Raw genomic sequence first — 25,961 nt, forward strand, 5'->3', positions numbered from 1 at the left:
TAGCAGTTCCACCGAGGGACTGGAAGAGGCAGGCTCATTGTCCTGAATTTACCGGTTGAAACCTGAGATTGCCTTCCATTTCCTGTCTCTATGTTCCTACTCCGCTTTCCTCAATACTTCCTCTTTATTTTCTGTCTGTAAAAATTCCCTAATCTCCTCGATGGTTAGCCCAAGTTGTTTAGCTTCCAAGATAAGATCGATCCACTCTTTATCCGGCATAATGCTGCATTCTCCTCTCCCCATTACATATGAAGACTAACAAAGCGTACTGGCCGTCTGGTAAAATACTCCTATAGATCATCATAGCGGTTTAAAGTTAAAATAAGGTTAAATTTATACGAAATATTCGAAATATCGAAAGTATTTTGTTTACAATAAAAAAAGATCAGCCAAAAGGGTGCTGATCTTTGAAATATGCTGTGTTTTTCCAGTAGATAATTGTCCATATTAATCATTTAGTACCGATTGAAACTTGTAGCCGAACCCTCTGACGGTTAAAATATATCGAGGTTTTTTCGGATTATCCTCGATTTTCTTCCGCAATGTGCTTAAATGAACGTGAACCGTTTTTAAATTTGCAGAGGAATCAAAACCCCAGATCAGATCAAATAATTGCTCAACACTGAATACCTGATTCGGCTGTTTGACTAAATGGAATAGAAGCATTTTTTCTTTTGCAAAAAGATCGATGGTTTTCCCATTTTTAGAAACAGTTTTATCAGAGAAATTGATCGTAAGTCCGCCAATCTCTACAGTATTGGAAAAGTTCCTGCCAGCTCTTCTCAGGTTTGCCTTTATTCTGGCAATGACCTCAGGGGGATCGAAGGGTTTGGTGATATAGTCGTCACACCCGAGTTCGAACCCCTTCATAATCGTGTCTTTAGTTCTTTCACCAGTAATAAAAATCAGGATGCCATCAGAAAGCCTACGGTACCTCCGGGCAAGGTCAAACCCACTTGTGTCAGGCAAATGGAGGTCAAGTAAAACAATGTCTGGGGGATCTTTTTCTATCTTGTGCAGGCCACCTGCTGCATTTAAGGAATAATGTACAATATAACCTTCTTTTTCAAGGTAGAGACGTAGAATTTCAACGATAGAGAAATCATCCTCAACAATTAAAATATGAATAGGCCGCATACCTTCATCTCCTTCAAGGCTACAATCTATCTTTAATATACCATAAAATTTAGTTAATTTGAGTGAATAGGAAAAAAGTAGTGGAATAAGTATCAGAATTATGGGAAAATGATGACAGATAAGGGGGGGCTTTAAGGTTATGGTGAAGTGGAATCATATTGTTTTCTTACTGTTTTTTATCATGATAATTATAACCGTACAGGCAGGTCTTGTTCATGCGAAGGATACTGTATCTGTTGACGAAGGAAAAGCAGTACTGCCTGAGCTCTCTGAGGATTCAATCATTAAATTAAACGGCGAATGGGAATTTTACTGGCATGAGCGCCATGATTCAGTTGACCTTAGACAAGGAGGCGGTCAATTAAAGCCTTCTATTGTTGATGTACCTGCAGATTGGAGCAACTATAAAGCACTGGGGGAAGCCCTGCCTTCAAGCGGCCATGCGACCTATCGTTTGCAAATTTACTTGCCTAAAAACGAACTCGGTACATATAAAGCGATCTATATTTCCGGTGCTGCTTCCGCTTATTCATTATTGATAAATGGGGAGGAAAAGTTTCAAAGGGGAATCCCTGGTACAAATAGAAAGGAAGAGATACCTGCAAATAGTTCTGAGGTAATTCCATTTTATGCTGAAACCAACCCTGTTGAATTAATTGTTCAGGTATCCAACTATAGTCAGCGACGTGCCGGAATCTATGAGCCTGTTTTGATTGGGGAACCTGAGACGCTTTTTAAGCATAGGGAAAAGACAATTTTATATCGGTCTATTATTGTGGTAAGTCTGGTGATTATTGGGTTATACCATTTTATAATATTTTTGTTTCGCAAAAAGGACTACTCGTTTTTGTTTTTTGCGATTGTCTGCACGGTTGTTGCGATACGTGCAACCATTATTGAACAAGCGCTCGCTGGTTACTTGCTGCCATTTTTAAATTTTGAGGTTGCAACAAGTCTTGAATATTTGGGTGCATCACTTGGTGCATTGTTTCTCACTTTATTTACCTGTACCCAGTTTCCTGAGGATATGCACAGGAAAATAAGGAATGGAATCACGATAGTTCTAGGCGTGTACAGTCTGTTTGTTATCCTGACTCCAGCTCTTGTTTTTACCCAAACGATGATTCTACTTCAGGTATTGGTCCTTGTGGCTGTGCTGTATGGTCTCATTATCTATATCAAAGCAGTACCGAAAAGACGTCCAGGATCTTATTTAAATGCAGCAGCAACCTTCATTCTGATTCTTTTGGTAATAAACGATGTGCTCTACTATAATGATTTGATTCGGACAACGGAGTTAACCTCTGTTGGGCTGTTTTTCTTTTTATTTACCCAGGCAGTTATCCTGTCCAAAAGCTATTCGACGTCTTTTGCTAGGGCGGAGCGGTTGTCTGATGATTTAAGTCTGCTTAATGCATCACTTGAAAAGCAGGTGAAAAATAGAACAATAGAGCTTGAGATGGCGAATGATGAATTATACGTAACGAACCAAAAGTTGTATGAAGCCCAGCAATCTAAAAATAAATGGATTCGTAATATTTCCCATGAAATTGCTGCACCATTGACGGCGATTCAGTCCTATACAAAGGGTATGGTGGATGGGGTCATTGAGCCCGAGCAAAAATATACCCGGCTCATCCATGATCAAAGTAAATATCTTTCCAGCATGCTGCATGATCTTCACGATATTTCGGAGATGGAAAATAATCAGATTACGTTTTCCATGAAGAAGATGAATATCGGTCCCTTCATACAGGGCATTTATGAAAAATATAAATGGGATCTTGAGAAACAGGGGATTGAATTTGTTCATAAAGACTTGCTTCCTTTGGATTTGGAGGATCTGTTTGTGCGGATTGACCCCATTAGAATAGAGCAAGTTATTGTCAATCTTTTAAAAAATGCCCAGCGATTCGTAGGAGAAGATGGGAAAATCACATTGGAGCTTGCGTTAGGGACGGGCGATGTTGTCATCGTAAAGATTATGGATAATGGGATTGGAATTAAAGAAGATGAACAAAATCAGCTGTTCCAGCGTTTTTATAAAAGTAAGCAGCGAAAAGCCCATAATGGTGCAGGGCTCGGGCTCCCCATTGCAAAGGAAATTATCGATTATCACAATGGGGAAATCTCCGTGGAAAGCATACCAAGTGAAGGCAGTTGCTTTTATTTTATGCTGCCGATTGAGGCTGAGTGAATGGTAGGAGATTATATGGAAGAACGAAATTCAACAGATGGATAAAGCAGATAAAATCATGGAATTGGCCCCCATGCTTTAATACTATAAATCGATGTGAATAATGAATCTTTTATTGAACAAATTCGTATGAATAACTGTGGACAGGTTTTAATGGTTCTAAAGTTATTTGGATAAAATATAAAAATAGATTTTTGGTTATAAAGATGTTACTTTTGGAATATCTTTAATATGATTTGATAGTTTTACACTGATAGGAAAGTATAACTTTTTTAGGCAGTAAAGGAATATATCCTTTTTCCTTTCTGCATAAGTGCAACTAAGGCATCGCCCAAAGGTTGGCGAGTGCCAAGTTTTCTAAGAAACCAGTATAAGTGCAGGCCTTGTGCTTTCGCCACCTAAGGCTTGGCGATAAGCTAGGTTTTCTAAGAAAAAAATGTGACATACAAAAATAACCAGACATAATACAGAGGGAATGTAGAGAATGAATGAAATGTTACTGAATAATGCCGATGCAGGATATCTGCTGGCTGAAAAGAAGGCCGCTGATTATTTTAATATATTGAATGAGCGAGTCTCCCAATATACCTATATCCCTGTTTTAACAGACGATTTTAACTCCTGGAAACAGCAGCATATGCCTCGTTTTTCCTTTTTTCCATTTTTAGCAAACTTGAAGAAAAGTCCTGATACAAAAGATTATCATCAATATATTCGGTGGATGGATAAAACCGGGAAGCTGGATGATTATCTGGATCGCAGTATTTCCTATATCTTCATGCGTGATCTTGGAAAGGCTTTGGATACACCTGAAATGAAAAGTCGTGTTCAGCGTTCTGTTGACAGGCTGAAAAATCATCTAACAAAGAAGGACAGAGTCGACCGGGAGGAGCAAACGTTCAGTATGGCCGGCCTGTACCGTTTTGCAGAGAAGGAAGGCGTGGAGCCTACCCTGATTTGGGTGATGGAAAAATTAAAGAAGGTTTCTTCCAATATTCCGGATGGTATGAATGCAACTGAAGCCCAGCGGAAATTGATCAAAATCATTGCCGGTGTCGTGATGCAGGTAATGGAGGAGATGGGAGATGAGACCCCAGCCCGCGAACGAAAAGAAAGACTTGAGAAAGCAATTCGCCTTGGCTATTGCTATGGATTGACATACCCCTTTATTGATGATTTGTTGGATGCCAATATTTTATCGCCTGATGAGGAAAAGCAATATTCTGATCTGATCCGGACATCACTGATTACTGGAGAGGTGCCTGACCTGGGAGTTTGGACAGGAAATAACAAAGAACTGATCGTATACATTCATGCGGAACTTCGGGAGGCTTTTCTATATATTAAAGACCATCAGAACCCGGATACAAGAGACGACTTCCTTGGGCAATCGTACGTGTTTTTTAAATCCCAGGAGGTGGACCGTGCCAAGGATCTTTCCAATGGCAATTACACGAATGAAGAGCTTTTTATTCCTGTCATTATGAAGGCAGCTTCTTCCAGGTTGATCGTTCGGGCGATTATTCGTGCTTCCGAGGATGAAGGGATTGACAGCCGGACATTTTACTATGGTATCTACAACCAGTTGGCCGATGATTTTGCCGATATGTTTGAGGATACGAAACAGGGTGGGGTGACACCATATACGTATTACCTGAAGTATCATGATACACGCCCGAATTTGATCAATCCCTTTGAAATGTACTGGGCAGTTATTGCCTATTTAATCCATGATTTATATGATTCCGATCCAAAAACCTGTGAAGTGATTCTGGATAGGGCAATTAACGGTTTGAAGCGATATAAAGTACGTATGGGAACTGAAAAATACAAGGAAGTTATGGCTATTTTTACATCCGGAATTCCGGAATTCAACAACCTTATCCAATATATGGTCCGAAAAGCCGTGGATGTGGAATTTTTTGATAAACTCGTTAGGGATCATATGATTGCTGATTTGAAAAAGGAACGAAAAGAGCAGGAAAATTTTATCGATACGGTCAAATCTGTTCGTGATGAAATCAACGAAAACCTCAGCATTTCACAGAATGAGCAGGAATCTTTCATCAAGGTACCTATTATGGATGCAGCCAATTACAGTCTGGAAGGTGATGGCAAGCGGCTCAGGCCAATCATGGCATGGGTTATGGGTGTAAACGAATATGGACTTGATCAGACCGCAATCGTTCCCCTTCTGAAATCGCTGGAATATATGCACACAGCATCATTGGTTTTCGATGACCTACCATCACAGGATGATGCGCCAATTCGCAGGGGACGTGAAACCGTGCATGAAGTGTATAATCATGCCATCGGGGAATTAACCGGGCTTTTTCTAACCCAAAAAGCTGTAGAGGAACAGAGTTTGCTTGAGTCATTCGATTCACGAGCAGTGCTTCGGTTGGTTCGCTATTCCGCCAAAATGACAGCAGAAATGTGTAAGGGCCAGGCAATGGATCTGGATTCCAAGGGAAAGCAACTAACACTGGAGGAATTAAATACGATCTGCTTTTACAAAACCGGAAAGGCCTTTGAGGCTTCGCTGATTATGCCAGCCATTCTCGCTGACAAAGACGAATCGGAAATGGAAGTATTGAAAAAATTCGCCTATCATGCAGGCATTGCTTTTCAGATTAAGGATGATTTGCTTGATGTGGAAGGGGATCTTGATTTACTTGGCAAACCCGTGTTAAAAGATGCGGAAAATAACCGTTCGACATTTGTATCCGTCCTCGGTGTAAAGCATGCGAAAAAGGCAATGTGGGACCATTATTCCCTTGCAATTGAATCACTGCAAAGTCTTCCACAAAAAGATTCGTTTCTGAAACATTTAATGAATTATATTGTGAACAGGGATTCTTGATAGTTTTTAAAAAAAGCAGATGTATGTCTCCACTTTATATGGTGGTAATGTACATCTGCTTATATATTTAGTTCTTTTACCCCCGGGTTGCCCAGGTATCATCTTTAGATTTCAAGTCATAAAGATGATAAACTTAGGAGTATTATTGAAAGGAGAGATACAATATGACTTTATCAATCCCGGAGATCACACTAAATGATGGTGTTACTTTACCGGTTATCGGTTTTGGTACATACAACCTTAATGGAAATGAAGGTGCCAATGCTATCAATAGTGCAATTAACATAGGCTATCGGTTAATTGACTCTGCTTATAATTATGAAAATGAAGGAACGGTAGGGGAAGCTGTTAGGCGCAGTTCGATTCCAAGGGAAGACTTGAGAATTACATCCAAATTACCAGGTCGCTATCAGACGTATGATAAAGCTGTCACTACCATTCAGGAATCCTTATATCGTGCAAATCTGGATTATTATGATTTATATCTTATTCATTGGCCAAACCCAAAACAGGATAACTATGTTGAAGCATGGCAAGCATTAATCGATGCTAAAAAATGGGGGTTGATCCGCTCCATTGGTGTTTGTAATTTCCTGCCTGAACATCTGGAACGCCTGGAAAAAGAAACCGGCACAAAGCCAAGTATAAACCAAATCGAATTACATCCATTTTTTAATCAGAAAAAACAAAGAATATGGAATGAAGAAAACAATATTAAAACAGAATCCTGGAGTCCGATAGCCAGGGCAAATGATGTTTTAAACAATGGAAATCTTAGAAAGATAGCCGATAGTCATAACAAGACGGTCTCACAAGTCATTTTACGTTGGCATTATCAACTGGGAACAATTCCAATTCCAAAATCTGCTTCTCCAGAGCGGCAACGTGAAAATATATCTATTTTTGACTTTTCTCTAAACGAAACAGAAATGAATGCTATTGCAGAATTAACCCGGCCGGATGGCAGACAGAAAGATCAGGATCCTGCTGTTTATGAGGAATTCTAATAATTATGATGGACGCACCACTAGTAAGTAATGAGTGGTGCGCTTTTATTTTTTTATATCGTCCATGGATGGTCGATAGTCGTAACATTTATCTCAGGATGTCCATCATTATTCATTTTTCCTTCAATGCTTCAATTTCCTTTTTGTCCAAACCTGTAACTTCTGCAATAAAATCAATGGATGCATCTTTCTTCAGCATTTTCAGTGCGACTTCTTTTTTTTCTTTTTCTCTACCTTTTTCCTCATAAGAGATAGGAATTTCCATAATTTTATCTGCTTCATCCATCTGTTGAATTTCGTTCTTCAATATAATCTCCTCCTGTTCATTCAGTTTTAAATATCTTTCAAAAAAACCGTAGACCAGTCTTTGTTTTGTTGGATCCAACTTCATTTTCACTAGCATTCTTAGAAATTCCTTCTTTACCTGTACTCGTTCTTCTTTAGTGTAACCCATTTTACTCAGGAAGAGCCGCAGCAGCAGGGTTGCCGGACTTTAGGTAATTTCTCCAGTTCTTTTTACGCAGATGTAGTGTGAGATAATTAAATGTGAGTACATGGAGGAAAGGAAATTCCATCGTATATTGATTCTTTTCCCAGTTTTCATCATAACTAAATACTGCTATCGGTATAATTGGCTTCCGGTATTTATGATAAAGCAGGCTGAAGTATTGATACATTCGCTCGTGGAAATGGGCTTGTTTGAAACTTTGTGGCTCAATATGAATAATAATAACAGATTCGATATCCTTCATTTTTGCTTCAACTACGATATCAAGTCGGCGGGCTTCTCCCTCAAGCAGGTCTGTGAAAACCTCTTCTGATAATGGTTTCACTTCATGGAAGTCAATTATTTGGTGGACCTCCGGGAAAAAAGCATCCAAAAACTCTTCGAAAAATGTGTGGATCAGTTCCTTGAATAATTGATCATGGCGGGTATAGACTGTGGGCTTTTCCTTGATAAGCTGTGCCACTGGCATAGGCAATCTTCCTTTTCAATTTTATGAGGGATAATACGTGGTGAATTTCTACCAATAGTATAGCAGAAATTTTGTAAAAGGAAAGCGTTATCATTATGTTTTGAAATGGGTATTTCTAGAACATTAAAATTAGATATCTCCTGCTGCTGTTTCAATGAAACTTCACCAGTGGAATAATCTCCTCTACTGATACAGAATATGAATCCTTTTGTTTTGATTTCTTATAAATTGAGAAATAATAATATATCAGTCCATATGTAATGTTATAAAAGTTCGGATATAAAATGATTTTTAATTAGCTTGTTCATCCTATTGCTTTTCATTAAAAGGAGTTGACAATAGGAAAAAGTTAGTATAATATTATATTTAATTAAAGATAAATGAATTAAGGATAAATAAAAATAGAAAACACAATAGGTATCATAAACTGAGTTAGTAATATTTATTTAAAATCAAATGTATAACAATTAAATAGTATGAAGGAGACAATTTAAATGAAGAAAACAGAAGGTATTCACCATATTACAGCAATTGTAGGCCACCCACAGGAAAACGCAGATTTCTATGCAGGTGTTTTAGGATTAAGACTCGTTAAAAAAACAGTTAACTTTGATGATCCCGGCACCTATCATCTTTACTTTGGTGATGATGGTGGGAAACCAGGTACAATTATTACATTTTTTCCATGGGCTAATGCGTATCAAGGAAAGATTGGCGGTGGCCAGGTAGGTGTTACCACTTACATCATTCCAGTTGGAGCCTTGAATTTCTGGGAAAACAGATTAACGAAATTTAATATTGAGTTCAATAAAACGGAACGATTTGGAGAGACTTATTTGGAATTCGCTGATGTACACGGCCTGCAACTTGAACTTGTGGAAAGAAATGAAGGAGAAGCAAACAATTGGACTCATGGGGATGTCACACCGGAAGTTGCCATTAAAGGTTTCGGTGGAGCGGTCTTATTATCTACCAATCCGGAAAAAACTGAGAGGACACTTCAAGATGTTATGGGGCTGGAAAAAGTCGCTGAAGAAGATGATTTAATCCGTTTCAGATCCCATGGTGATATTGGAAATATTATTGATGTGAAACGAACGCCGATTGGAAGAGGGCAAATGGGGGTAGGAACAGTTCACCATATTGCATGGCGTGCAAAAGATGATGAAGATCAATTGGATTGGCAGAAATATGTTGGTGACCAAGGTTATCGAGTAACACCAGTTCAGGACAGAAATTATTTTAATGCTATCTATTTTAAAGAACATGGGGAAATCCTGTTTGAAATTGCAACAGATCCACCGGGATTTGCACATGATGAGTCCCATGAAACAATGGGGCAAGAATTAAAGTTGCCATCCCAATATGAACAACACCGTGAACAACTGATTAAATCACTGATACCACTGGAAATAAGAAGCCTGGATAAATAAGGAGGAATTGATTTGCTTAGCTTTAACCCAAATGACAACACAGAACGGGAAAATTATAAACTGTTAATCGGCAGTATTGTCCCAAGACCAATAGCATTTATAACAAGTGTTGGAGAGGATGGAACCATAAATGGGGCGCCATTTAGTTATTTCAATGTAGTATCATCCAATCCTCCAATGATCTCCATTTCTACACAGCGAAAAAATGGAATTCAGAAGGATACGGCACGAAACATTATGGAAAAGAAAGAATTCGTTGTACACATTGTTGACGAGCAAAATGTGGAAAAGATTAATATCACTGCTGCTTCACTGCCACCGCAGATCAGTGAAATTGAAAAAGCCGGCTTAACCTTAGCTGAAAGTGAAAGCATATCTGTCCCCGGAATAAAAGAATCTAAGGTTCGATTCGAATGCATATTGGAGCATTCTGTTCAACTGGGTGAAAATAATACGATAGGAACCGACCTGATAATCGGAAAGATAGTTAGATTTCACATGGATGAAGAAATATATGAAGATGGCAGAATTAATCATGAAAAACTTGGTGCAATGAGCCGATTGGCAGGACCAAATTATGCTGGTATTGGTGACGTCATTTCCATAGAAAGACCTAAATAGAATGGAGGGAGCTTCATGCTAAGAACACCCGGAATTCATCATATCACGGCAATCGTAAATGATCCCCAGGTAAATTATGATTTTTATTCGAATGTATTAGGGTTGCGACTTGTAAAAAAAACAGTAAATTTTGACCGACCTGAAGTGTATCACTTATATTTTGGGAATAAATCGGGAGATCCTGGAACCATCATTACCTTTTTCCCTTGGCCTAAACTTCCTAAAGGACGTGTGGGCAGTGGACAAGTTGGAACAACCAGTTATGTTATACCAATAGGTTCCATGGATTTTTGGAAAAATAGATTACAGCAAGAAGGAATTTCTTTTACATTGGATTCCCGGTTTAATGAAACCTCTATTCAGTTTCAGGATCCGGATGGGTTACAAATCGAGCTGGTCGAAAGGGAAACGGATACAGATAACAGTTGGGGTACAAATGAAATCGATAAAGAACATGCAATTCAAGGATTCGGAGGAGCAACGTTATATTCCGCGCAGCCAAATGAAACAGCTGACGTTTTAGAGAATATTCTAGGCATGGAATTTGTAAGACAAGCGGGAGATTATTTACGCTATCAAACACAAGAGTCGCTCGGGAATAGGATTGATATCAAGCTATCCCCTTCTGTACGAGGTTTAGCTGGCGCCGGAACAATTCATCATATTGCATGGAGAGCAAAGAATGAAGAGGAACACCAGAGGTGGCAGGAGCTACTTGAAACAAAGAAGCTTCAGCCTACGGAAATGAAGGATCGTAATTATTTCAAGGCACTTTATTTCCAGGAAGCGGGTGGCATTCTTTTTGAAATAGCTACAGATGCACCAGGGTTTGCAGTTGATGAAACACCGGATAAACTGGGGGAAAAGCTAATGCTGCCAAGCTGGTTTGAATCAAAAAGAAAAGAATTTGAAGCTAAATTACCACCAATCAAGGTTCAATAAGAAGTGGTATTAACTGATAAAAGTTTTGCGCTATTAACCGCGAGCCTGGCTAATAGCGTTATCTTTTTATAAACCCCAATCAGATTTTAAAATCCTTTTAAGGAGCTGTAATTGTTCATTTCCAATATTATCAGCAATTTTCCTCTCCAGATCAGCTTTCAGTGATTCATTTTTTTCATAGCATTCTTCCCCTAACTCGGTTAATCGAATGCTTTTGTTTTTTTTGTTATTTTTCACACTACTGATTTCCACTAATCCCTTTGACTCTAGCTTTTTTATGAATTTATGTGTTGCTTGCCTGGATATGTCCACATTTTTTGAAACATATGCAATGGTTGGTTGCTTTTTGTATATTCTTGCCATAATAAACCACTCAGAATTTGATATATTAATATTGCCGTGGTCATTCCATAGATTTTCAGTTATTTTTCGAAGTTGAAGTTGTCGTTCGCTCAGTACATCGAATATATCTAGGTTTTTTAAGTCAAACCCCAAATAAACCACTCCTTACCATTCTTCAGGAAGTAAATGTTTTATACTTTCCTGCCAAAAAACACTATACAAAATCCTCTCCAAATTGTCAACTGAATTGACAACTTGCGAAATAAGGTGTATACTAGTAATGTAAACTAAGTTGACGATTAAAAAGCTGGAGGGCGTTAGGATGTTTAGTGTTGGTGATTTGATTATTTATTCCACACATGGCTTATGTGAGATTGTTGAGATAAGTGATAAAACTTTAAACAATGTTACAAGAACTTATTATGTGATGCATCCGATTGATGATCCGAAATTAAAGATAAGTTCTCCGGTAGATAATGAGAAAGCAACCATGCATCCGATTATGGAAAAAGAGGAAGCAAATGGAGTACTGGAATCTTTCCAAGAGCCAGGTATACAGTGGATTGATGATTCGAGACAGCGAAACAAAAAGTTCCAGGGGATTGTAAATACTGGTGACCGACATGATATTTCCAATTTAATTAATACATTAATGCGGAAGGAACAGGAGATCCGGAAAGACAACAAAAAGATGAGCATTCAGGATCGAAAAGTTTTAGAACAGACCCAAAGTATTATGTTCACGGAATTAGCAGTGTCACTGGATACTTCTTTTGAAAAAATAACCAAAAAGATTAAAGGTATGATCAAGCAAACAGCGTAACTGCGTTTAAATTTTATAAAATATAAGTTGAAAAGACCATTTTTTTGATGGTCTTTTTTAATTTCCGCATGTATTTATCCAACTATTTTAACCATTATTGATTCCTCTCTGTACTAGGAGCCCTAAAATATCGTTGCAAAAGAAAATCTGTGTTTCTTTGCAGCGATATTTTTTAATCCGTAATGTAACAAGATTCAGTCCCTAATGCTTTAATGATGTAAAGTGGAGAAACTGGCTACTGCTTTTACTGATTCCTTCCATTTTTTTCTCTCCATCCCATGTAATATCCAAGGGGAGGGCAGTGTAAATTTGTGATCCCCAGGGAGGGATTGTACTTCTTCTTTTGTTAAATCCATCCATATGTACGTCTCATCCGCTGTTTGTTCCACTAATTGGTGATAATCGTTTGCGATGGTCTCCCATAGTCCTGCTTGTTTTGTGATATCACTCCAAGGATAGACGGCATGCAGATAATGATGCTTCTTTTGATCCTTCTTTGTGATGAGAAATCGTGTTCTCGCATCATTTTCGTAAAATGACCACTCCAGCAAATGATCCTCTGGAAACAATTCCTTTGAAGCGGGAAGGGGGTAATAGCACTCGTATGGGAAAACAGCTGTTTTTTTCACATATACTTCATTGATCCAATCCTTTTTTCGTTTGAGATCATAAATTTTATTCCAGGGCTTTGCACCAGATTCGAGTGCTTTTGTATCCTTTGTAAGCGCACCATGTAAAACAGACTCTTGTTTCATCCCGAGTTTTTCGAGAATACGGCGTGTAGCTAAATTATCTTCCTGTGTATTCGCACCGACCCATTGAATGCCATTTAATTTAAACGCCTCGTGCATGATATGGGACATTAGAGTTGTTGCAAAATTTCTCCCTCGATAGCGACGATCACTGCGTAGCCTGCCTAACATGGCATATCGCTTAGCGTATATAGTGAAGCCACCATAACTCACTAATTGCCCGTCTGAAAACAACCCATATAAACGATTGTTCCCCGTTATTAATCGGTTGAAAATTCTTTTTACATAATCGTCTTCTATTCCTGTTTCCATAGATTCCAGATTGGAAAAGTCATTAAGGTTTAACGTTCGTATCATTGTTGTTGCCATTTATGTCACTCCCTATGGAATAAATTCTTGTTTGGCAGAGAAGTTTTCTAAAAATGTCAGGTATTAAAATGAATAAAACAATCAAACTAATAACTGCCATAGTTGCACGGGCAGTTCTTATTACGCACGTGTGATTTGTACCTGCGTTTGCCACTCATTTTATCATAAAATTTCAATTTTTAATTTGGTAAACACTTTTTAAAAATCTAACAGGGAAATTTACTGCACCAGTAGAATGTACACTGCATATTAATGAAGTTTTAAGGGTAAGCATGTTATAATTGAAGAAGTTTGAGAGATAAAAAATGAACGGATGGGGTAGATAGATATGAAATTGGAAATTACTGATGCAGCTGCAGATTGGTATATAGATGAGATGGACTTGGAAGCAGGAGATTTCATTCAATTTTTCGCTAAAATTTATGGTGGCATTCCAACAGCTCATTCGAATTACTTCTTAGGGATTTCCGTTGGAGATACTGGGAAAATAGGAATTAACACCGAAGTAAAGGGGATTACCTTTTACTTTGATGAAAAGGACGCATGGCTTTTGGATGAATATGATTTGAAGGTTGAAATGGGAGAAGATGAGGTAGAATATAATTTTATCGAGAAATAAACCTCTTTAAATCAAAAAAATAAGTGAATATAAATTTTCTTGCCACAGTGTTTTGATACTGTGGCTTTTTAATTGAAGACCTTTTTTAAAAATTACTTTTATCCATTTATTCCCGAAGAGTGATATAAGTCATATATTTGTATAATTAGACAATTTACCCCATAAATCTTTACTTTACCCTTGATAAAATAGGACTTATATACTATCGTATAAGTAAAGTTATAAATTTTATAAAAATTTTGAATTTAGTTACATCAAATTACTTTTATTAATGGTAGGAGTAGCGGTGTAATTAAAAACCAATAGGGGGATGAGGGGAAAAATGAATCAGGAGTCATTGTTTACTTTCGAAGAGATTTTCAAACAAAATGAAAGGAGAATTTACTACCATATTAATAAACTGCGCATCGGCGACCAACATCAGGAATACTACCAGGAAGGTCTTTATGCTAGGTGGAATGCTAACAGGACATACCAGCAGGATAATGGCATCCTATCTACATACTTCAATTATATTGTTAAAAAGCGATTTACCGAACCAGCTCGTAAGAATACGAAAGTACAGCGGTATGAGAGAATGCTGAAACATGATATGGTAGCGCTGTATACGAAAGAAGGGCGTATTGATGACCCGTTTCTATGGGACATGCTGCGATCAGAGCTGACAGAAAACCAGTGGAATTATTTGGATTCCCATATTCGTTTAAAAATGACTGTAGAAGAAATAGCGGAAAGGGAAAAAGTTACTGTTGATACAGTGAAATACTGGGAGAGACAGGTGAAGGAAAGATTGGGGAATGAAGTGTTTAGAGATCTAGTTACGGTAGAGGAAGCCTTATAAAAATACCTTGTTAAAAAAGCGTCTTTTAATAGAAAAGGATGCTTTTTTTAATATGGCAGTTAAGACTGTTAGATATCGTGTTTGCTGCTGGAAGCATATTTGGATTGTATAAAAGTTATAAACAGAGAGTGGCACATTAAAAATAGTTGGATTTAGGAAAAAAGCTGGTTTGGGCAATGATGCCAAACCAGCTTAATTAATTTAGTTAAGTAATTTAGGCTGCAAATTACTTTTCATTTCGTTTCTTTATTATAAAAGAGATTCTTTCAAACGAAAAACCATGCACAGATTACAGCACCATACTCAAAAATGCTTTTGTCCGCTCATTTGTGGAATTATTAAATATTGCATCAGGGGTTCCTTCTTCTACAAGCTTACCCTCATCCATAAATAGCACCCTGTCTCCCATTTCTTTTGCGAATCCCATTTCGTGTGTCACGACAACCATAGTCATCCCTTCAAAAGCAAGCTGCTTCATGACATCCAGCACTTCTTTAACCATTTCCGGATCAAGTGCGGAGGTTGGCTCATCAAATAACATGATCTTCGGCTGCATTGCCAGTGCTCTTGCAATCGCCACCCGTTGCATTTGCCCACCTGATAATTGTTCAGGAAAGCTTTTTGCTTTATCGGCAAGACCAACCTTTTCAAGCAATTCGACTGCCAGTTGCTCCGCTTCCTTTGGATTCATTTTCCTGATTTTTCTGGGTGAAATGGTAATATTGTTCAGCACGTTCATATGTGGGAATAAATTAAACTGTTGAAATACCATGCCAACATCTTTACGGATTTCATTTATATTTGTACCGGAATCATTTACTTTTAAACCATTAATAAAAACAGCACCATCTGTAATATCCTCCAGTAAGTTAATACATCGGAGGAAAGTACTCTTCCCGGAACCGCTTGGACCGATGACACAAATGATTTCCTTTTCTTTTACTTCGTAATCAATTCCTTTTAAAACTTCCAACTGACCAAATGATTTATGCAGTCCTTCAATTTTAATCATCTGTTCACCTTCCTATCTACGAACGACCAAATGTGAATATTCGTCTTCTTTGTGAAGGCACATAACTATTGCTAAAGCGTTTCTCGACATATGCAATGACCTTCGTAAATACAAATGTTAGCATTAAGTATAAAATGGCGACCGTAATATATGGCTCCCAGAACCGTGAATATGCTCCAGCAACAACCTTGCCAGCATACAGCAAATCATTTGCCGCAATAACCGTTACTAATGATGAATCCTTCAATAACGCTATTAATTCATTACCAAGCGGTGGAACCATTCGTCTGAATGCCTGTGGCAGGATAATATTTTTCATAGCAACACCACTTGGCATACCAAGGGATCTCGCTGCTTCCGTTTGACCTTTTTCAATCGATTGGATTCCTGCCCGGATGATTTCTGCATTATATGCACCACAATTAAGCAGTAGAGCAGTGGCTCCGGATACGAAATAACCAAGCGAATGACCAAAAATAGAAGGAATTACTGCCAGGTGAATAAGTAAAATCTGCACGAGTAATGGGGTACCACGGAAAAAGTCAACATAGTATTTACAAGGGTAGTAGATCCATTTTCGCTTGGACAGTTTTCCCATTCCAAGGAATAACCCCAGTATAATTCCACCTAAGTAGCCAATCACAGTCAGTCCCAGGGTCACCCAGATCCCACGAATAAAAAGTTCTTTATAATTCCAAATCATATCAAAACGTATATCTAAGAAATCGATGGTCATCACCTCCTGAATGTAAGTTAGCTAGATTTATGGTGAATACCATCTGATTACTCCACATCAAAACCGGTAATTTCCTTCAATTTCCCGCTATCTTTTATTGCTTGAATCCCTTCATTTAATAAATCCATGACTTCTGTGTTTCCTTGTTTAACCATTAATCCATAAAATTCCTTTTCAAAACTGTCATCTTCAATTACTTTTAATTCCACATTGGGATTATTCTTGATGTACTCATTAACAACGGAATTATCCCCAACAGCAGCGTCAGCATTTTCGTTTAACATTTCTTCTATAGCAAAAGGCATTGTTTCAGCTGCAACAATATCAGCACTAGTATTGCCGAGTAATTCCTTTACAACGATATGCCCTGTTGTATTGATTTGAACAGATACCCGTTTATCCTCAAGGTCCGCATATTCTGTGATATCTGTATCTTCAGGTACGAGAATGACCTGATTTGCTACATAATACGGATCTGTGAAATCAAAGGATTCCTTTCGTTCATCCGTAATTGTAATAGATGAAACCGCAAAATCGACTTCTTCATTATCTACCGCAGGAAATAATGGTTCCCAGCCAATATTTTTAAATTCCACTTCAAAGTCAGCTGCCTCTGCAATCGCTTCCACAATATCGATATCGATACCAACAATATTTCCATCCTCATCCATATATTCCATCGGTGCATAAGTAGCATCTGTTCCGACAACCAGCTTTGTTTTACCGTCAGCTGAATCCCCGTCTTCCGAGGACGCTGTATCTGAATCTCCACAGCCAAACAGAACCATACTCAAAACTAATAATAGAATCCCAACTGACCAAAATCGTACTTTATTCATCAATATCCCTTCCCCCTCTATTATTATCCTTACATCATCGGTGATTGAATTTTTAAACACTTCTGATGATTAGTATAATTATAAGCGAGTAAATTATAGATTGCAATAAAATTATGAGAAATTTGTACTAGTTTTTAAAAAAATGCTGTTTTCTAAAAGATTGGGACTGCGGTTACTCGTCCCACCGAAATGATTTGGGGCTGCGATTACTCGCCCCACCAAAAGATTTGTTGTTTTTTACAGGAAAGTTGATATAAAGTGGGATGTAAGAGATGATGACTGGTGGTCATTATCGCTCCGGAAATACACTACGCTTTCCGCGGGCGGCTGGTGAGCCTCCTCGTGCTACGCACTGTGGGGTCTCACCTATGCCTCTCCTCCCGCAGGAGTCTTCGTGTTTTTCCTCCGCTGGTATTGTGCTTGTCAACTTCAAAAAATGATTTATCGTTTGATTGAATCATTTAATTGCTATTCACCTTTATGATGGTTGTTTGGAGCGGAGGACCGTTGACTCCTGCGGGAATAGCACGTGTCTGAAGACCCCGCAGAGGGTTTTCTCGAGGAGACTGAAGCCGTGCCCGCGGAAAGCAACGGTCCGTAGCGGAAAACTACCAAACACATACGTCGTCTTTTGTATCAACTGCGGTGATATTAGCAACAATCTATACGAAAAGAGCCTTTTAAAAAAGAAATATAGCGCAAATTGTCATTATTTCGTGAGAATTTTTTTAACGGCTTGTATATTAGAATGTAATTCTATTCCGTGATATAATTATTCTTGGATTTACTATAAAATAAACTAGATTTCAACTATGATTTCGTCTAGAATTAGTGGAGGATATATAATGAGAAATAAAGAAATACCCGCTTCACAGAAGGGGGTTAACGAGTCTATTAATATGCAAAAAACAACACTGATCTCTGATCTTATCTCACTATTTAAAGCAAAAGTTTTGATCCTGAATGTATTGCCTGTTTTTGCCGGATTCTGGCTGGCACTTCATTTTACCAACGCTTCCTTTATCGATCATTGGGTGTTATTTTTGTTGACTATTGTAGGAAGTACTCTCGTTATGGCAGGTGCACTTATTTTTAATAACTGGTACGATGTTGATATCGATACTGTCATGGAGCGGACGAAGCTTCGTCCAACAGTAACTGGTAATTTTTCACTGAAAGCCGTTTTAGCAACGGGGATTATTACGACACTCCTAGGTTTTATTCTATTATTATTTATCACGTTCGAAACGGTAATATATGCGTTCATCGGCTGGTTTACCTATGTTTTTCTGTATACGATGTGGTCCAAACGAAAATATACACTTAATACGGTAATCGGCAGTCTTTCCGGTGCGGTGACACCTTTAATTGGCTGGGCAGCAATTGATTCTGCTTATCATATTGTACCGATTGTTTTATTTCTTATTTTGTTTATTTGGCAAATGCCGCATACATTTGCAATTGCCATTAAGAAATATAAGGAATATAAAGCAGCCAATGTTGCGATGCTGCCTGTTGTGCATGGTATGAATGTGACAAAACGCCAAATGTTTGTTTATGTTGCATGTCTGCTGCCACTACCATTCTTTTTATCCGCACTCGGCACGACATTCATCGTGATAATCACAATCCTTAATGTTGGCTGGCTGATCCTCAGTTTGACAGGATTTTTTACCGAAAACAACTGGAAATGGGCACATATGAATTTTCTCTACTCTGTAAATTATTTAGCGATATTATTTATCCTGTCGATCATTGTAACATTACCTGTTTAAGGGAAAAGAAGAATAGGTGTTGTAGAGTAATTATATAAAGTGATATGATCATATAAGAATGTACGGATGTTCAAGGTTATAATTTCAATAAAAAATGGAGGCAACACAATGGCTACAATCAATAAGGGAGCAAGTAAATTTTACGTTGGGGACGACATAAAGGATCCATTAGCAGAAATTACATTTGTAGAAAACGGGGATAATCGATTGGTTATTGATCATACCTATGTGTCGGACGAGCTCCGGGGCCAGGGGATTGCCGGGAAATTAGTAGAGCAGGTTGTCATATACGCCAGAGAAAAAGGGAAAAATATCAATCCTTTATGTCCCTATGCAAAAAGTAAATTAGAGAAAACTCTAGAATTTCATGATGTGCTGGAGCAGAAATAAAAGGTGGAAAATAAATCAGGACATCTCAAATAGGGACGTCCTGATTTTTTGCATTGCTGTTTTCTAAAAGATTGTTTTTTTACAGAAAAGAAATAATCTGCGAAGTAAAATCAATAGTAATAGGTTTAATCCATCGCTCCGGAAATACACTACGCTTTCCGCGGGCGGCTGATGAGCCTCCTCGAGCTTCCGCTCTCCGGGGTCTCATCTAGGCCTCTGCTCCCGCAGGAGTCTCCGTGTATTTCCTCCGCTATAATTGCAAGTATTGGCAATGAACCATATGAACTAATTGGTACAAAGCATTGAACACTCCACCAGTCCGGGTGAGCGGAGGGCGGTGACTCCTGCGGGAATAGCACGTGTCCGAAGACCCCGCAGAGTGGGTTTCTTGAGGAGGCTGAGGCCGTGCCCGCGGAAAGCATCCGCCCGCAGCGATCCCGGACGGCGACAATAGCACATGTTATTGGAATCAATCCCAATTTACTTCGCAGTTTACATCCACTACGAGGATTATTTGTCATTTAAAAATAAATAATAAAAAGAAGGGTTTTTTAAGTTATGGAATTAATGGATGAATTAGCTTCAGCCTATTTAGATAACTTTGATGAAATGTCATATGTTTTAAATAAGGAAACAGGGGAGGTAATTTTGGATGCTCCGGAATCATTAACGGGAGAACCGGAAGTCGACTGGAATGATGAAGAAGCTGAGAGTCTTCTTTCAATCCCGCAAATAACTTCATCTGAAGCATATGATGTTATGCTTAAATTCTGCGATAAACAAAAACCAGCAATAACTGAAAAATTAGCTAGAGTACTTGAAGGAAGAAAACCATTTAGGAACTTTAAAGATAAAGTAATTGAACTTGGAATGGAGGAACAATGGTATTCTTTTGAGCAAAATGAGGCAAAAGAAGTTATTATGAAATGGTTGAGTGATCACAGTCTGTTGTATGAAATGCTTAATCAGAAATTCAGATCAGATAAAAAGTAATTACTGCAGGGGAGAATAAAATGTCATGTACCTAACCATCCAGGAAACTGCTGAATATTTATCCATCGAAGCATACAAAATCAAAGCCCTTGTACTGCAGGGACGCATTCGCTCTATTCATGATGGGGAGCAGTACTTAATTAATAAAGCGCAATTTACCACGCATTTTGAACAGGTGGAAAAGTACCAAAGAATGATCCAGGAATATCTAAATGAACCGATTCCGGAAGATATTGATGTGAAGGATGAGGATTAGGTTGCAATCAGGATAATTTAACTTTAATGTTAAGGAAAGCTGTCATGATTAAAAGAACAGTTAACTTAGCATTTTTTAGGTGAAGGAGATAAACATGTCTAAAAAACACAATACAAGAAACAAGAAGCAAGCGAATTCTCTCATATATACGGTCAGGGAACAGCAAGAATTACTGCCTTTCTTACGGGAAGCTATGTCCAATCGCAGCCGTAATTCAGTGAAATCCATCCTTACACGTGGGCAGGTAACAGTGGATGATCATATTGAAACAAAACATAATTATTCACTGCAGGCAGGTCAGACTGTTACGATTTTGAAAAATAAAGCAGCAGTAAAAGAAAATGCTTTAATCGGCATGTCTATTTTATATGAGGATGACGACATCATTGTAATTAATAAAGAAGCTGGCTTGCTGTCAATAGCTACAGAAAAGGAAAAAAGACAAACGGCACATCATCAATTGATGGAGTATGTCAGACTAGAGAATCCACAAAACAGAATTTTTGTTGTTCATCGTTTGGATAAAGATACATCAGGTGTGATGATGTTCGCTAAAAGTGAGCAGGTAAAGCGCACCTTGCAAAATAATTGGAAGACGATTGTAAAAAAGCGGTCCTATGCTGCACTTGTTGAGGGAAAAGTGGCAAAGGAAAAGGGCTATATTTCGTCATGGCTACGTGAAAGTAAAACCCATTTAGTGTATTCAAGCCAAACAAAAAATGATGGTCTGCATGCGGTAACCCGCTATAAAGTTATCCAATCCAACCAAGATTATTCCTTACTTGAAGTACAGCTTGAAACAGGGCGGAAAAACCAAATTCGTGTCCATATGCAGGATTTGGGTTATCCAGTTGTTGGTGATAAGAAATATGGCTCAAAGACAAATGAAATCGGCAGACTGGGACTGCATGCAAAGGTATTGTCATTTAACCACCCGACGACAGAACAATTATTACTATTTAAAGCAGATGTGCCGAAATCTTTTTTGACAAAATCAAAATTGGAGAAAAATTGAAAAAGTAGTTGCACCTCCCGTAACGTAACCCTGTATAATGAAAATAATCATTAACGGGGGAGGTTGTTTCATGTATTCAATAGGAAAGCTTTCTAAGCTAAGTAATGTAACGATTCGTACATTGAGATATTATGATGAGATTGGGCTATTGCCACCAACTAGTATCGGTGAGGGTGGACGCCGTTATTATGATAATGATGCTGTTTTAAAGCTGCATAATATCATATTTTTAAAAGAACTGGGATTTGAGCTGGAGACCATTCACGAAATACTTGCAGATCAAATAAAATCGGCCAAAGATTTACTGCAAATAAGATTGGAAATTATCCAAGCAGAAGAGAAGCAGCTGCAAAAATCAAAAGAAAAAATACAGGCAATCATACAACTGATGGAATTAAATGGGGATGATGACTGGCAAGGTATTTTCAATACATTTACCGATGTAAAAAGTGACAAACAGAAAATAATAGCGAATTGGAACAAGTATTTTACCGAAGAAGAGCAGGAAATTTTAAATCAACTTCCGCGAATTGGTGAGGATCATGAGGAAGTTGAAAAATGGACAGCGCTTATAAATGATATTCGATTGCATATTCATAAGGAACCTTCGTCATCAGAAGCCCAGAGTTTGGCGAAAAGGTGGATGGGCCTGGTAGATAACATGTTCAAAGGCGATCAAAAACTTTCACAAAAAGTTTGGCATCTTAATTGGGAAAAGAAAGAAAATTTGGGTGTGTACGAATATGATCCGGAAATTACTGACTTTATCAGAAGGGCTTATGAATATTATTTCACCCATGGACAAGTAGGTGAAAGCCGATGAATAGAAAGCTTATTTTTCTGGATTTAATTTGCTATGCGGCAATTCCCTATTTGATCTGGACCCATGGAAGAGAACCACTTGGAGATTATCTTGCAATCCTATTATCAACAGTTCCCGGATTTATTTATACCATTTACCGATTTATAATGGAAAAACAGTTAAATATAGCTGGATTATTTATCATTGGTTCACTATTCATTAGTACAGCTGTAAATTTATTGTCATCTTCTGCAGATAATATGCTATGGAATCAGGTTTATTTAGGTTTTGGTTATGTTATTGTCTATTTATTATCGATGTTATTTAGAAAACCATTGGCACTCTATTTTGCTGTTGACTGGGCATATTTGCAAGGATACCGGCGTGAAGCGAGTAAAAGATTGTACCGTACGAGAGGAATCTTTAGATGGTTTCAGTTATTGACATTGCTATTTGTCGTTCGTGGAATTTTCCATAATGGACTAAAAGGCTGGCTCATCCATACATATGGTGCTGATGGCTTTGGGAAAATGCTTATCTATATGAATATAAGTGGCTGGACCTTTAGTATATTGATTACCTTAGGTTTTATATTAATTACTGTAAAAATAAATAATTATTTTAAAGAGCAGAATCAGGTGCAGCCTGATACAGCAGCAAATGATACAGATTAAGGAAAGGGGATATGCATGCTGAAATACATAGGTTTTACTGTAATTTTCCTAGGGGTTTACTTCCTTTTGCAAATTGGAACGGGCATTGTTTCTACCTTTTTTTACACCCCGGATATTCAGGAGGTAATAGAAACAGGATCAGTATTTTCAGGCAAAATTGAATTTGGCAACACGGATCCGGCCCTTGTCATCCTTTTTGGAATCATCTCTTTTTGTGCAGCTATGGGTGTAATGAAAGTATTTAAGAAAATAGCAAAAGGATGAAGGATGAGCGGAAATTCCACTCATCCTTTAAAATGGAGCCTTTTCCACAACTCTACCTTTTCTGCCTTCCGTAGTTTCTGCATTTTTTAATGAATTGATAATCGCTACTTCCGTTGTCTCAATAACGGCTTGAAATAATTGATTCATTACTGGGTGGTCATCTCGAAGATAATTTCCATACTGCATAGGTGTTTTCACATGATGTTCATAGGGATTGGCAGTTGAAAATGCTATGGCTATATCTCCACTGCCATTATCAATGTGACTCCCGGTTCGTCCAAGTCCAGCTGCACAGCGCTTTGCAAGACGTTTTAGCTGTCGATCATAAAGTGGTGCATCTGTTGCAATGATTATCATGATGGAACCATCCGGTGTATCCATTTTTATTTTATCAAAATCAGCAAATAATGCTTCCTCCCGCTTTCCGAAATTGCTCAGAACTAGGCAGCCAACAGTATAATTTTCCTTTTCGACGTTTATGACTCGTGAAGCTGTTCCAATTCCGCCTTTGTAGTTAAAGCAAACCATTCCTTTACCGGCTCCTACAGCCCCTTCTTCTACTGGATCACCTGTAGCATTTTTAATTGCTTGTATAGCATGTTCAGGCTTTATCGCTTGATGGCGAATAGCGTTCAAATAACTGTCATTGCATTCCCCGACAACAATATTAATCGTACTTGTTGTGTCACCAATTTCCTTCGTAGTATCCATCATATATTGCAACGTACCCTGCAAAACGGCTCCCACACTAAAAGTGTTTGTAAGCATGATTGGAGATTCCAGCAGCCCAAGTTCATCTACTTGAATCAGACCTGCAGTTTTACCAAATCCATTGATCACTGCACTTCCTGCACGTGTTTTCTTATTAAAAAGATTCTCTCCATGTGGCAGGATTGCAGTAACTCCCGTACAAATCGTGTTTTCCTCATCAATTTTTTCATATAAAGTGACATGTCCAACCATAACGCCTTCCACATCGGTAATACAATTGGCTTTTCCTTTTTGCAGCATATTGAACAACCCCTTTCGGAAATTATGTAGATATAGTATTAGCATTATTAAATAGTTTAATTGTACAATCCTTACCATTTCGCCATATGTTCTTCAATGCAACCAAGTAAACCATCAATCACCAGTGTTTTCCCATTTGGAAGCTGTATCTCTCCGGAATAATGTCCGACCATTTGGTGTACATCTGATTTCACAACAAGTACATTGGAATAGGCTTTACGCTCGAAAAATGGGGTAAAAGTAAGACGTACTTGTTCAGAAACTGTATGAATTTTCCAGGGTTTCATATAGTCTGCTTGATCATAAATGAATTCAACATCCTCATTAATTTTCGTTATGCTTCCATTCAAAATAACTGCATTTTCATTGGAGCCTGTGCGATCCGTCCATTGTCCACCGAAATTTAATCCAATGACATCATCCGATTGTCTTCCTGATGCCATACCCCAATTCCAGGTACTTTCACGTGGCCAAACACCACGTCCATAGTCGAGTACTGCAAAATCTGTTTCCGGATTAAATGTAAACGTTTTGCTTCCCAAAGAAAATTCACCTTCTGCCGGCAGACAATGATGTTTTGCTGTGAACTGAAATTGGTTGTCATTCCAGGGTACAACAACATTCAGTGTATCCAGGTTTGTTGGGTAATTTATTTTTATATCAGTCTTTAGTGCTTCTCCACCAAAATCTATACTGCTCACCTTTAGTGTCATATGATCTTCATTCCAGACGAAAAATATGCCAAGGTCTTTATGGATCGCTTCCATACTATCGTAAACATTTTCAGACATTACCACTTTTTTGCTAAATGGGATAAGAATTGTTTCCTCGTGAAACTTCTTTGTGCTGTATTCTAGGGTATACACAAAACAGACAGCAGCATAGTCGAGATGACTAATGGTTGCTGAAAACATTGCATCCTTACCAAATACGCACCAATAATTCCATTTTTTCTTGCGCAAGAAATGTCCTGTTAGATTGGATGTAATTATAGGATTACGCGCCCAGCCGATACTTTCTTTATTTAGATTACCATTGGAATCACAAAGTTGAACAGGTTGTGTGATTTCTCTTTCGGTATATGTAGTTATTGCAAAAACCCCCTTATGGATCTATTAGCTTATAATTCGACAAATGACAGCAAAATCCTTCAATTGGAAATGTATTTCTTTCATTTAAGTCAAATAAGAAATACCTGATGATATGCCAAATGAAATCGCAACACACTACTTCCTCAGTATCTATTATTAGAAACTGCACCTCCATAAGTT

The 25,961-nt window shown here is 38.1% G+C and carries 26 protein-coding genes and 1 pseudogene; 17 read left to right on the top strand and 10 right to left on the bottom strand.

The features are described from left to right. Positions 1-96 precede the first annotated feature (96 nt). Together CIL05_RS18300 and CIL05_RS18305 are read right to left on the bottom strand one after the other, a co-directional pair. Entirely contained in the window at positions 97-219 is a 123-nt protein-coding gene (locus tag CIL05_RS18300) for an anti-repressor SinI family protein (RefSeq protein WP_240510231.1), read from the bottom strand. Positions 220-447: 228 nt separating this feature from the next. Beyond that, positions 448-1,137, bottom strand: a complete 690-nt coding sequence (locus CIL05_RS18305; RefSeq protein WP_095656984.1) for a response regulator transcription factor — start codon at positions 1,135-1,137, stop codon at positions 448-450. Positions 1,138-1,276: 139 nt separating this feature from the next. Between CIL05_RS18305 and CIL05_RS18310 the strand changes: the two genes are divergently transcribed. The 3 genes from CIL05_RS18310 (at position 1,277) to CIL05_RS18320 (ending at position 7,204) form a co-directional block, all read left to right on the top strand. Then, positions 1,277-3,334: an ATP-binding protein gene (locus CIL05_RS18310; protein WP_095656985.1), complete on the top strand. Its 2,058-nt coding sequence runs from the start codon at positions 1,277-1,279 to the stop codon at positions 3,332-3,334. 484 nt (positions 3,335-3,818) lie between these two features. Further along, the gene (locus CIL05_RS18315; RefSeq protein ID WP_095656986.1) at positions 3,819-6,197 is read left to right on the top strand and encodes a polyprenyl synthetase family protein; all 2,379 of its coding nucleotides are present in this window, start codon (positions 3,819-3,821) and stop codon (positions 6,195-6,197) included. Between the two features lie 164 nt (positions 6,198-6,361). Then, positions 6,362-7,204, top strand: a complete 843-nt coding sequence (locus CIL05_RS18320) for an aldo/keto reductase (RefSeq protein ID WP_095656987.1) — start codon at positions 6,362-6,364, stop codon at positions 7,202-7,204. A 112-nt stretch (positions 7,205-7,316) separates the two neighbouring features. Here the strand turns inward: CIL05_RS18320 and CIL05_RS18325 are convergent. After that, positions 7,317-8,181, bottom strand: a pseudogene (locus tag CIL05_RS18325) (Rpn family recombination-promoting nuclease/putative transposase). A gap of 494 nt (positions 8,182-8,675) precedes the next feature. Between CIL05_RS18325 and CIL05_RS18330 the strand changes: the two are divergent. Genes CIL05_RS18330 through CIL05_RS18340 form a run of 3 tightly spaced genes read left to right on the top strand, consistent with a single transcriptional unit; the run spans position 8,676 to position 11,177 of the window. After that, positions 8,676-9,614, top strand: coding sequence for a ring-cleaving dioxygenase (locus CIL05_RS18330; RefSeq protein WP_095656988.1), 939 nt, complete (start codon positions 8,676-8,678; stop codon positions 9,612-9,614). Positions 9,615-9,626: 12 nt separating this feature from the next. Then, positions 9,627-10,235: a flavin reductase family protein gene (locus CIL05_RS18335; RefSeq protein ID WP_095656989.1), complete on the top strand. Its 609-nt coding sequence runs from the start codon at positions 9,627-9,629 to the stop codon at positions 10,233-10,235. A gap of 15 nt (positions 10,236-10,250) precedes the next feature. Further along, entirely contained in the window at positions 10,251-11,177 is a 927-nt protein-coding gene (locus tag CIL05_RS18340) for a ring-cleaving dioxygenase (RefSeq protein WP_095656990.1), read from the top strand. A gap of 66 nt (positions 11,178-11,243) precedes the next feature. Here CIL05_RS18340 and CIL05_RS18345 read toward each other — a convergent pair whose 3' ends face one another. Continuing rightward, the gene (locus tag CIL05_RS18345) at positions 11,244-11,672 is read right to left on the bottom strand and encodes a MarR family winged helix-turn-helix transcriptional regulator (RefSeq protein WP_095656991.1); all 429 of its coding nucleotides are present in this window, start codon (positions 11,670-11,672) and stop codon (positions 11,244-11,246) included. 169 nt (positions 11,673-11,841) lie between these two features. Here CIL05_RS18345 and CIL05_RS18350 point away from each other — a divergent pair, with 169 nt between their 5' ends. Further along, positions 11,842-12,342, top strand: a complete 501-nt coding sequence (locus CIL05_RS18350; protein WP_095656992.1) for a CarD family transcriptional regulator — start codon at positions 11,842-11,844, stop codon at positions 12,340-12,342. A 209-nt stretch (positions 12,343-12,551) separates the two neighbouring features. On the opposite strand, the gene CIL05_RS18355 is transcribed toward CIL05_RS18350, so the two are convergent. Beyond that, the gene (locus CIL05_RS18355; protein WP_095656993.1) at positions 12,552-13,463 is read right to left on the bottom strand and encodes a GNAT family N-acetyltransferase; all 912 of its coding nucleotides are present in this window, start codon (positions 13,461-13,463) and stop codon (positions 12,552-12,554) included. A gap of 328 nt (positions 13,464-13,791) precedes the next feature. Between CIL05_RS18355 and CIL05_RS18360 the strand changes: the two genes are divergently transcribed. Continuing rightward, positions 13,792-14,082, top strand: a complete 291-nt coding sequence (locus tag CIL05_RS18360; protein WP_095656994.1) for a HesB/YadR/YfhF family protein — start codon at positions 13,792-13,794, stop codon at positions 14,080-14,082. Positions 14,083-14,404: 322 nt separating this feature from the next. Further along, entirely contained in the window at positions 14,405-14,923 is a 519-nt protein-coding gene (locus CIL05_RS18365) for a hypothetical protein (protein WP_095656995.1), read from the top strand. Between the two features lie 289 nt (positions 14,924-15,212). Here the strand turns inward: CIL05_RS18365 and CIL05_RS18370 are convergent, their stop codons facing one another. The 3 genes from CIL05_RS18370 to CIL05_RS18380 are packed head-to-tail and all read right to left on the bottom strand — an operon-like array spanning position 15,213 to position 17,510. Then, entirely contained in the window at positions 15,213-15,935 is a 723-nt protein-coding gene (locus CIL05_RS18370; protein ID WP_095656996.1) for an amino acid ABC transporter ATP-binding protein, read from the bottom strand. Positions 15,936-15,951: 16 nt separating this feature from the next. Continuing rightward, a complete protein-coding gene (locus CIL05_RS18375; protein ID WP_095657090.1) occupies positions 15,952-16,665 on the bottom strand; it encodes an amino acid ABC transporter permease in 714 nt (237 codons plus the stop codon). A gap of 53 nt (positions 16,666-16,718) precedes the next feature. Continuing rightward, on the bottom strand, positions 16,719-17,510 hold the full coding sequence (locus tag CIL05_RS18380; RefSeq protein ID WP_095657091.1) for a basic amino acid ABC transporter substrate-binding protein: 792 nt from the start codon (positions 17,508-17,510) through the stop codon (positions 16,719-16,721). A gap of 845 nt (positions 17,511-18,355) precedes the next feature. Between CIL05_RS18380 and cyoE the strand changes: the two genes are divergently transcribed. The 8 genes from cyoE (at position 18,356) to CIL05_RS18420 (ending at position 23,679) form a co-directional block, all read left to right on the top strand. After that, complete coding sequence (gene cyoE / locus CIL05_RS18385; RefSeq protein ID WP_095656997.1) at positions 18,356-19,285, top strand: heme o synthase; 930 nt, start codon at positions 18,356-18,358, stop codon at positions 19,283-19,285. Positions 19,286-19,393: 108 nt separating this feature from the next. Then, positions 19,394-19,675: a GNAT family N-acetyltransferase gene (locus CIL05_RS18390; RefSeq protein WP_095656998.1), complete on the top strand. Its 282-nt coding sequence runs from the start codon at positions 19,394-19,396 to the stop codon at positions 19,673-19,675. Positions 19,676-20,233: 558 nt separating this feature from the next. Continuing rightward, positions 20,234-20,668, top strand: coding sequence for a UPF0158 family protein (locus CIL05_RS18395; protein ID WP_095656999.1), 435 nt, complete (start codon positions 20,234-20,236; stop codon positions 20,666-20,668). A 25-nt stretch (positions 20,669-20,693) separates the two neighbouring features. Next, a complete protein-coding gene (locus CIL05_RS18400) occupies positions 20,694-20,924 on the top strand; it encodes an excisionase family DNA-binding protein (protein ID WP_095657000.1) in 231 nt (76 codons plus the stop codon). A 94-nt stretch (positions 20,925-21,018) separates the two neighbouring features. Then, positions 21,019-21,939 (top strand): RluA family pseudouridine synthase, encoded by a 921-nt coding sequence (locus tag CIL05_RS18405; RefSeq protein WP_095657001.1) that lies wholly within the window; start codon positions 21,019-21,021, stop codon positions 21,937-21,939. A gap of 70 nt (positions 21,940-22,009) precedes the next feature. Continuing rightward, on the top strand, positions 22,010-22,762 hold the full coding sequence (locus CIL05_RS18410; protein ID WP_165769170.1) for a MerR family transcriptional regulator: 753 nt from the start codon (positions 22,010-22,012) through the stop codon (positions 22,760-22,762). Continuing rightward, positions 22,759-23,415: a VC0807 family protein gene (locus tag CIL05_RS18415; protein WP_095657003.1), complete on the top strand. Its 657-nt coding sequence runs from the start codon at positions 22,759-22,761 to the stop codon at positions 23,413-23,415. The genes CIL05_RS18410 and CIL05_RS18415 overlap by 4 nt, the downstream gene beginning before the upstream one ends. A 15-nt stretch (positions 23,416-23,430) precedes the next feature. Next, positions 23,431-23,679, top strand: coding sequence for a hypothetical protein (locus CIL05_RS18420; RefSeq protein WP_095657004.1), 249 nt, complete (start codon positions 23,431-23,433; stop codon positions 23,677-23,679). Positions 23,680-23,706: 27 nt separating this feature from the next. On the opposite strand, the gene CIL05_RS18425 is transcribed toward CIL05_RS18420, so the two are convergent. Beyond that, positions 23,707-24,690, bottom strand: coding sequence for a DmpA family aminopeptidase (locus CIL05_RS18425; protein ID WP_095657005.1), 984 nt, complete (start codon positions 24,688-24,690; stop codon positions 23,707-23,709). Between the two features lie 71 nt (positions 24,691-24,761). Further along, complete coding sequence (locus tag CIL05_RS18430; protein WP_338066955.1) at positions 24,762-25,802, bottom strand: DUF2804 domain-containing protein; 1,041 nt, start codon at positions 25,800-25,802, stop codon at positions 24,762-24,764. Positions 25,803-25,961: the final 159 nt, after the last annotated feature.

It is taken from the genome of Virgibacillus profundi (assembly GCF_002287375.1).
GTDB lineage: Bacteria > Bacillota > Bacilli > Bacillales > Amphibacillaceae > Virgibacillus_K > Virgibacillus_K profundi.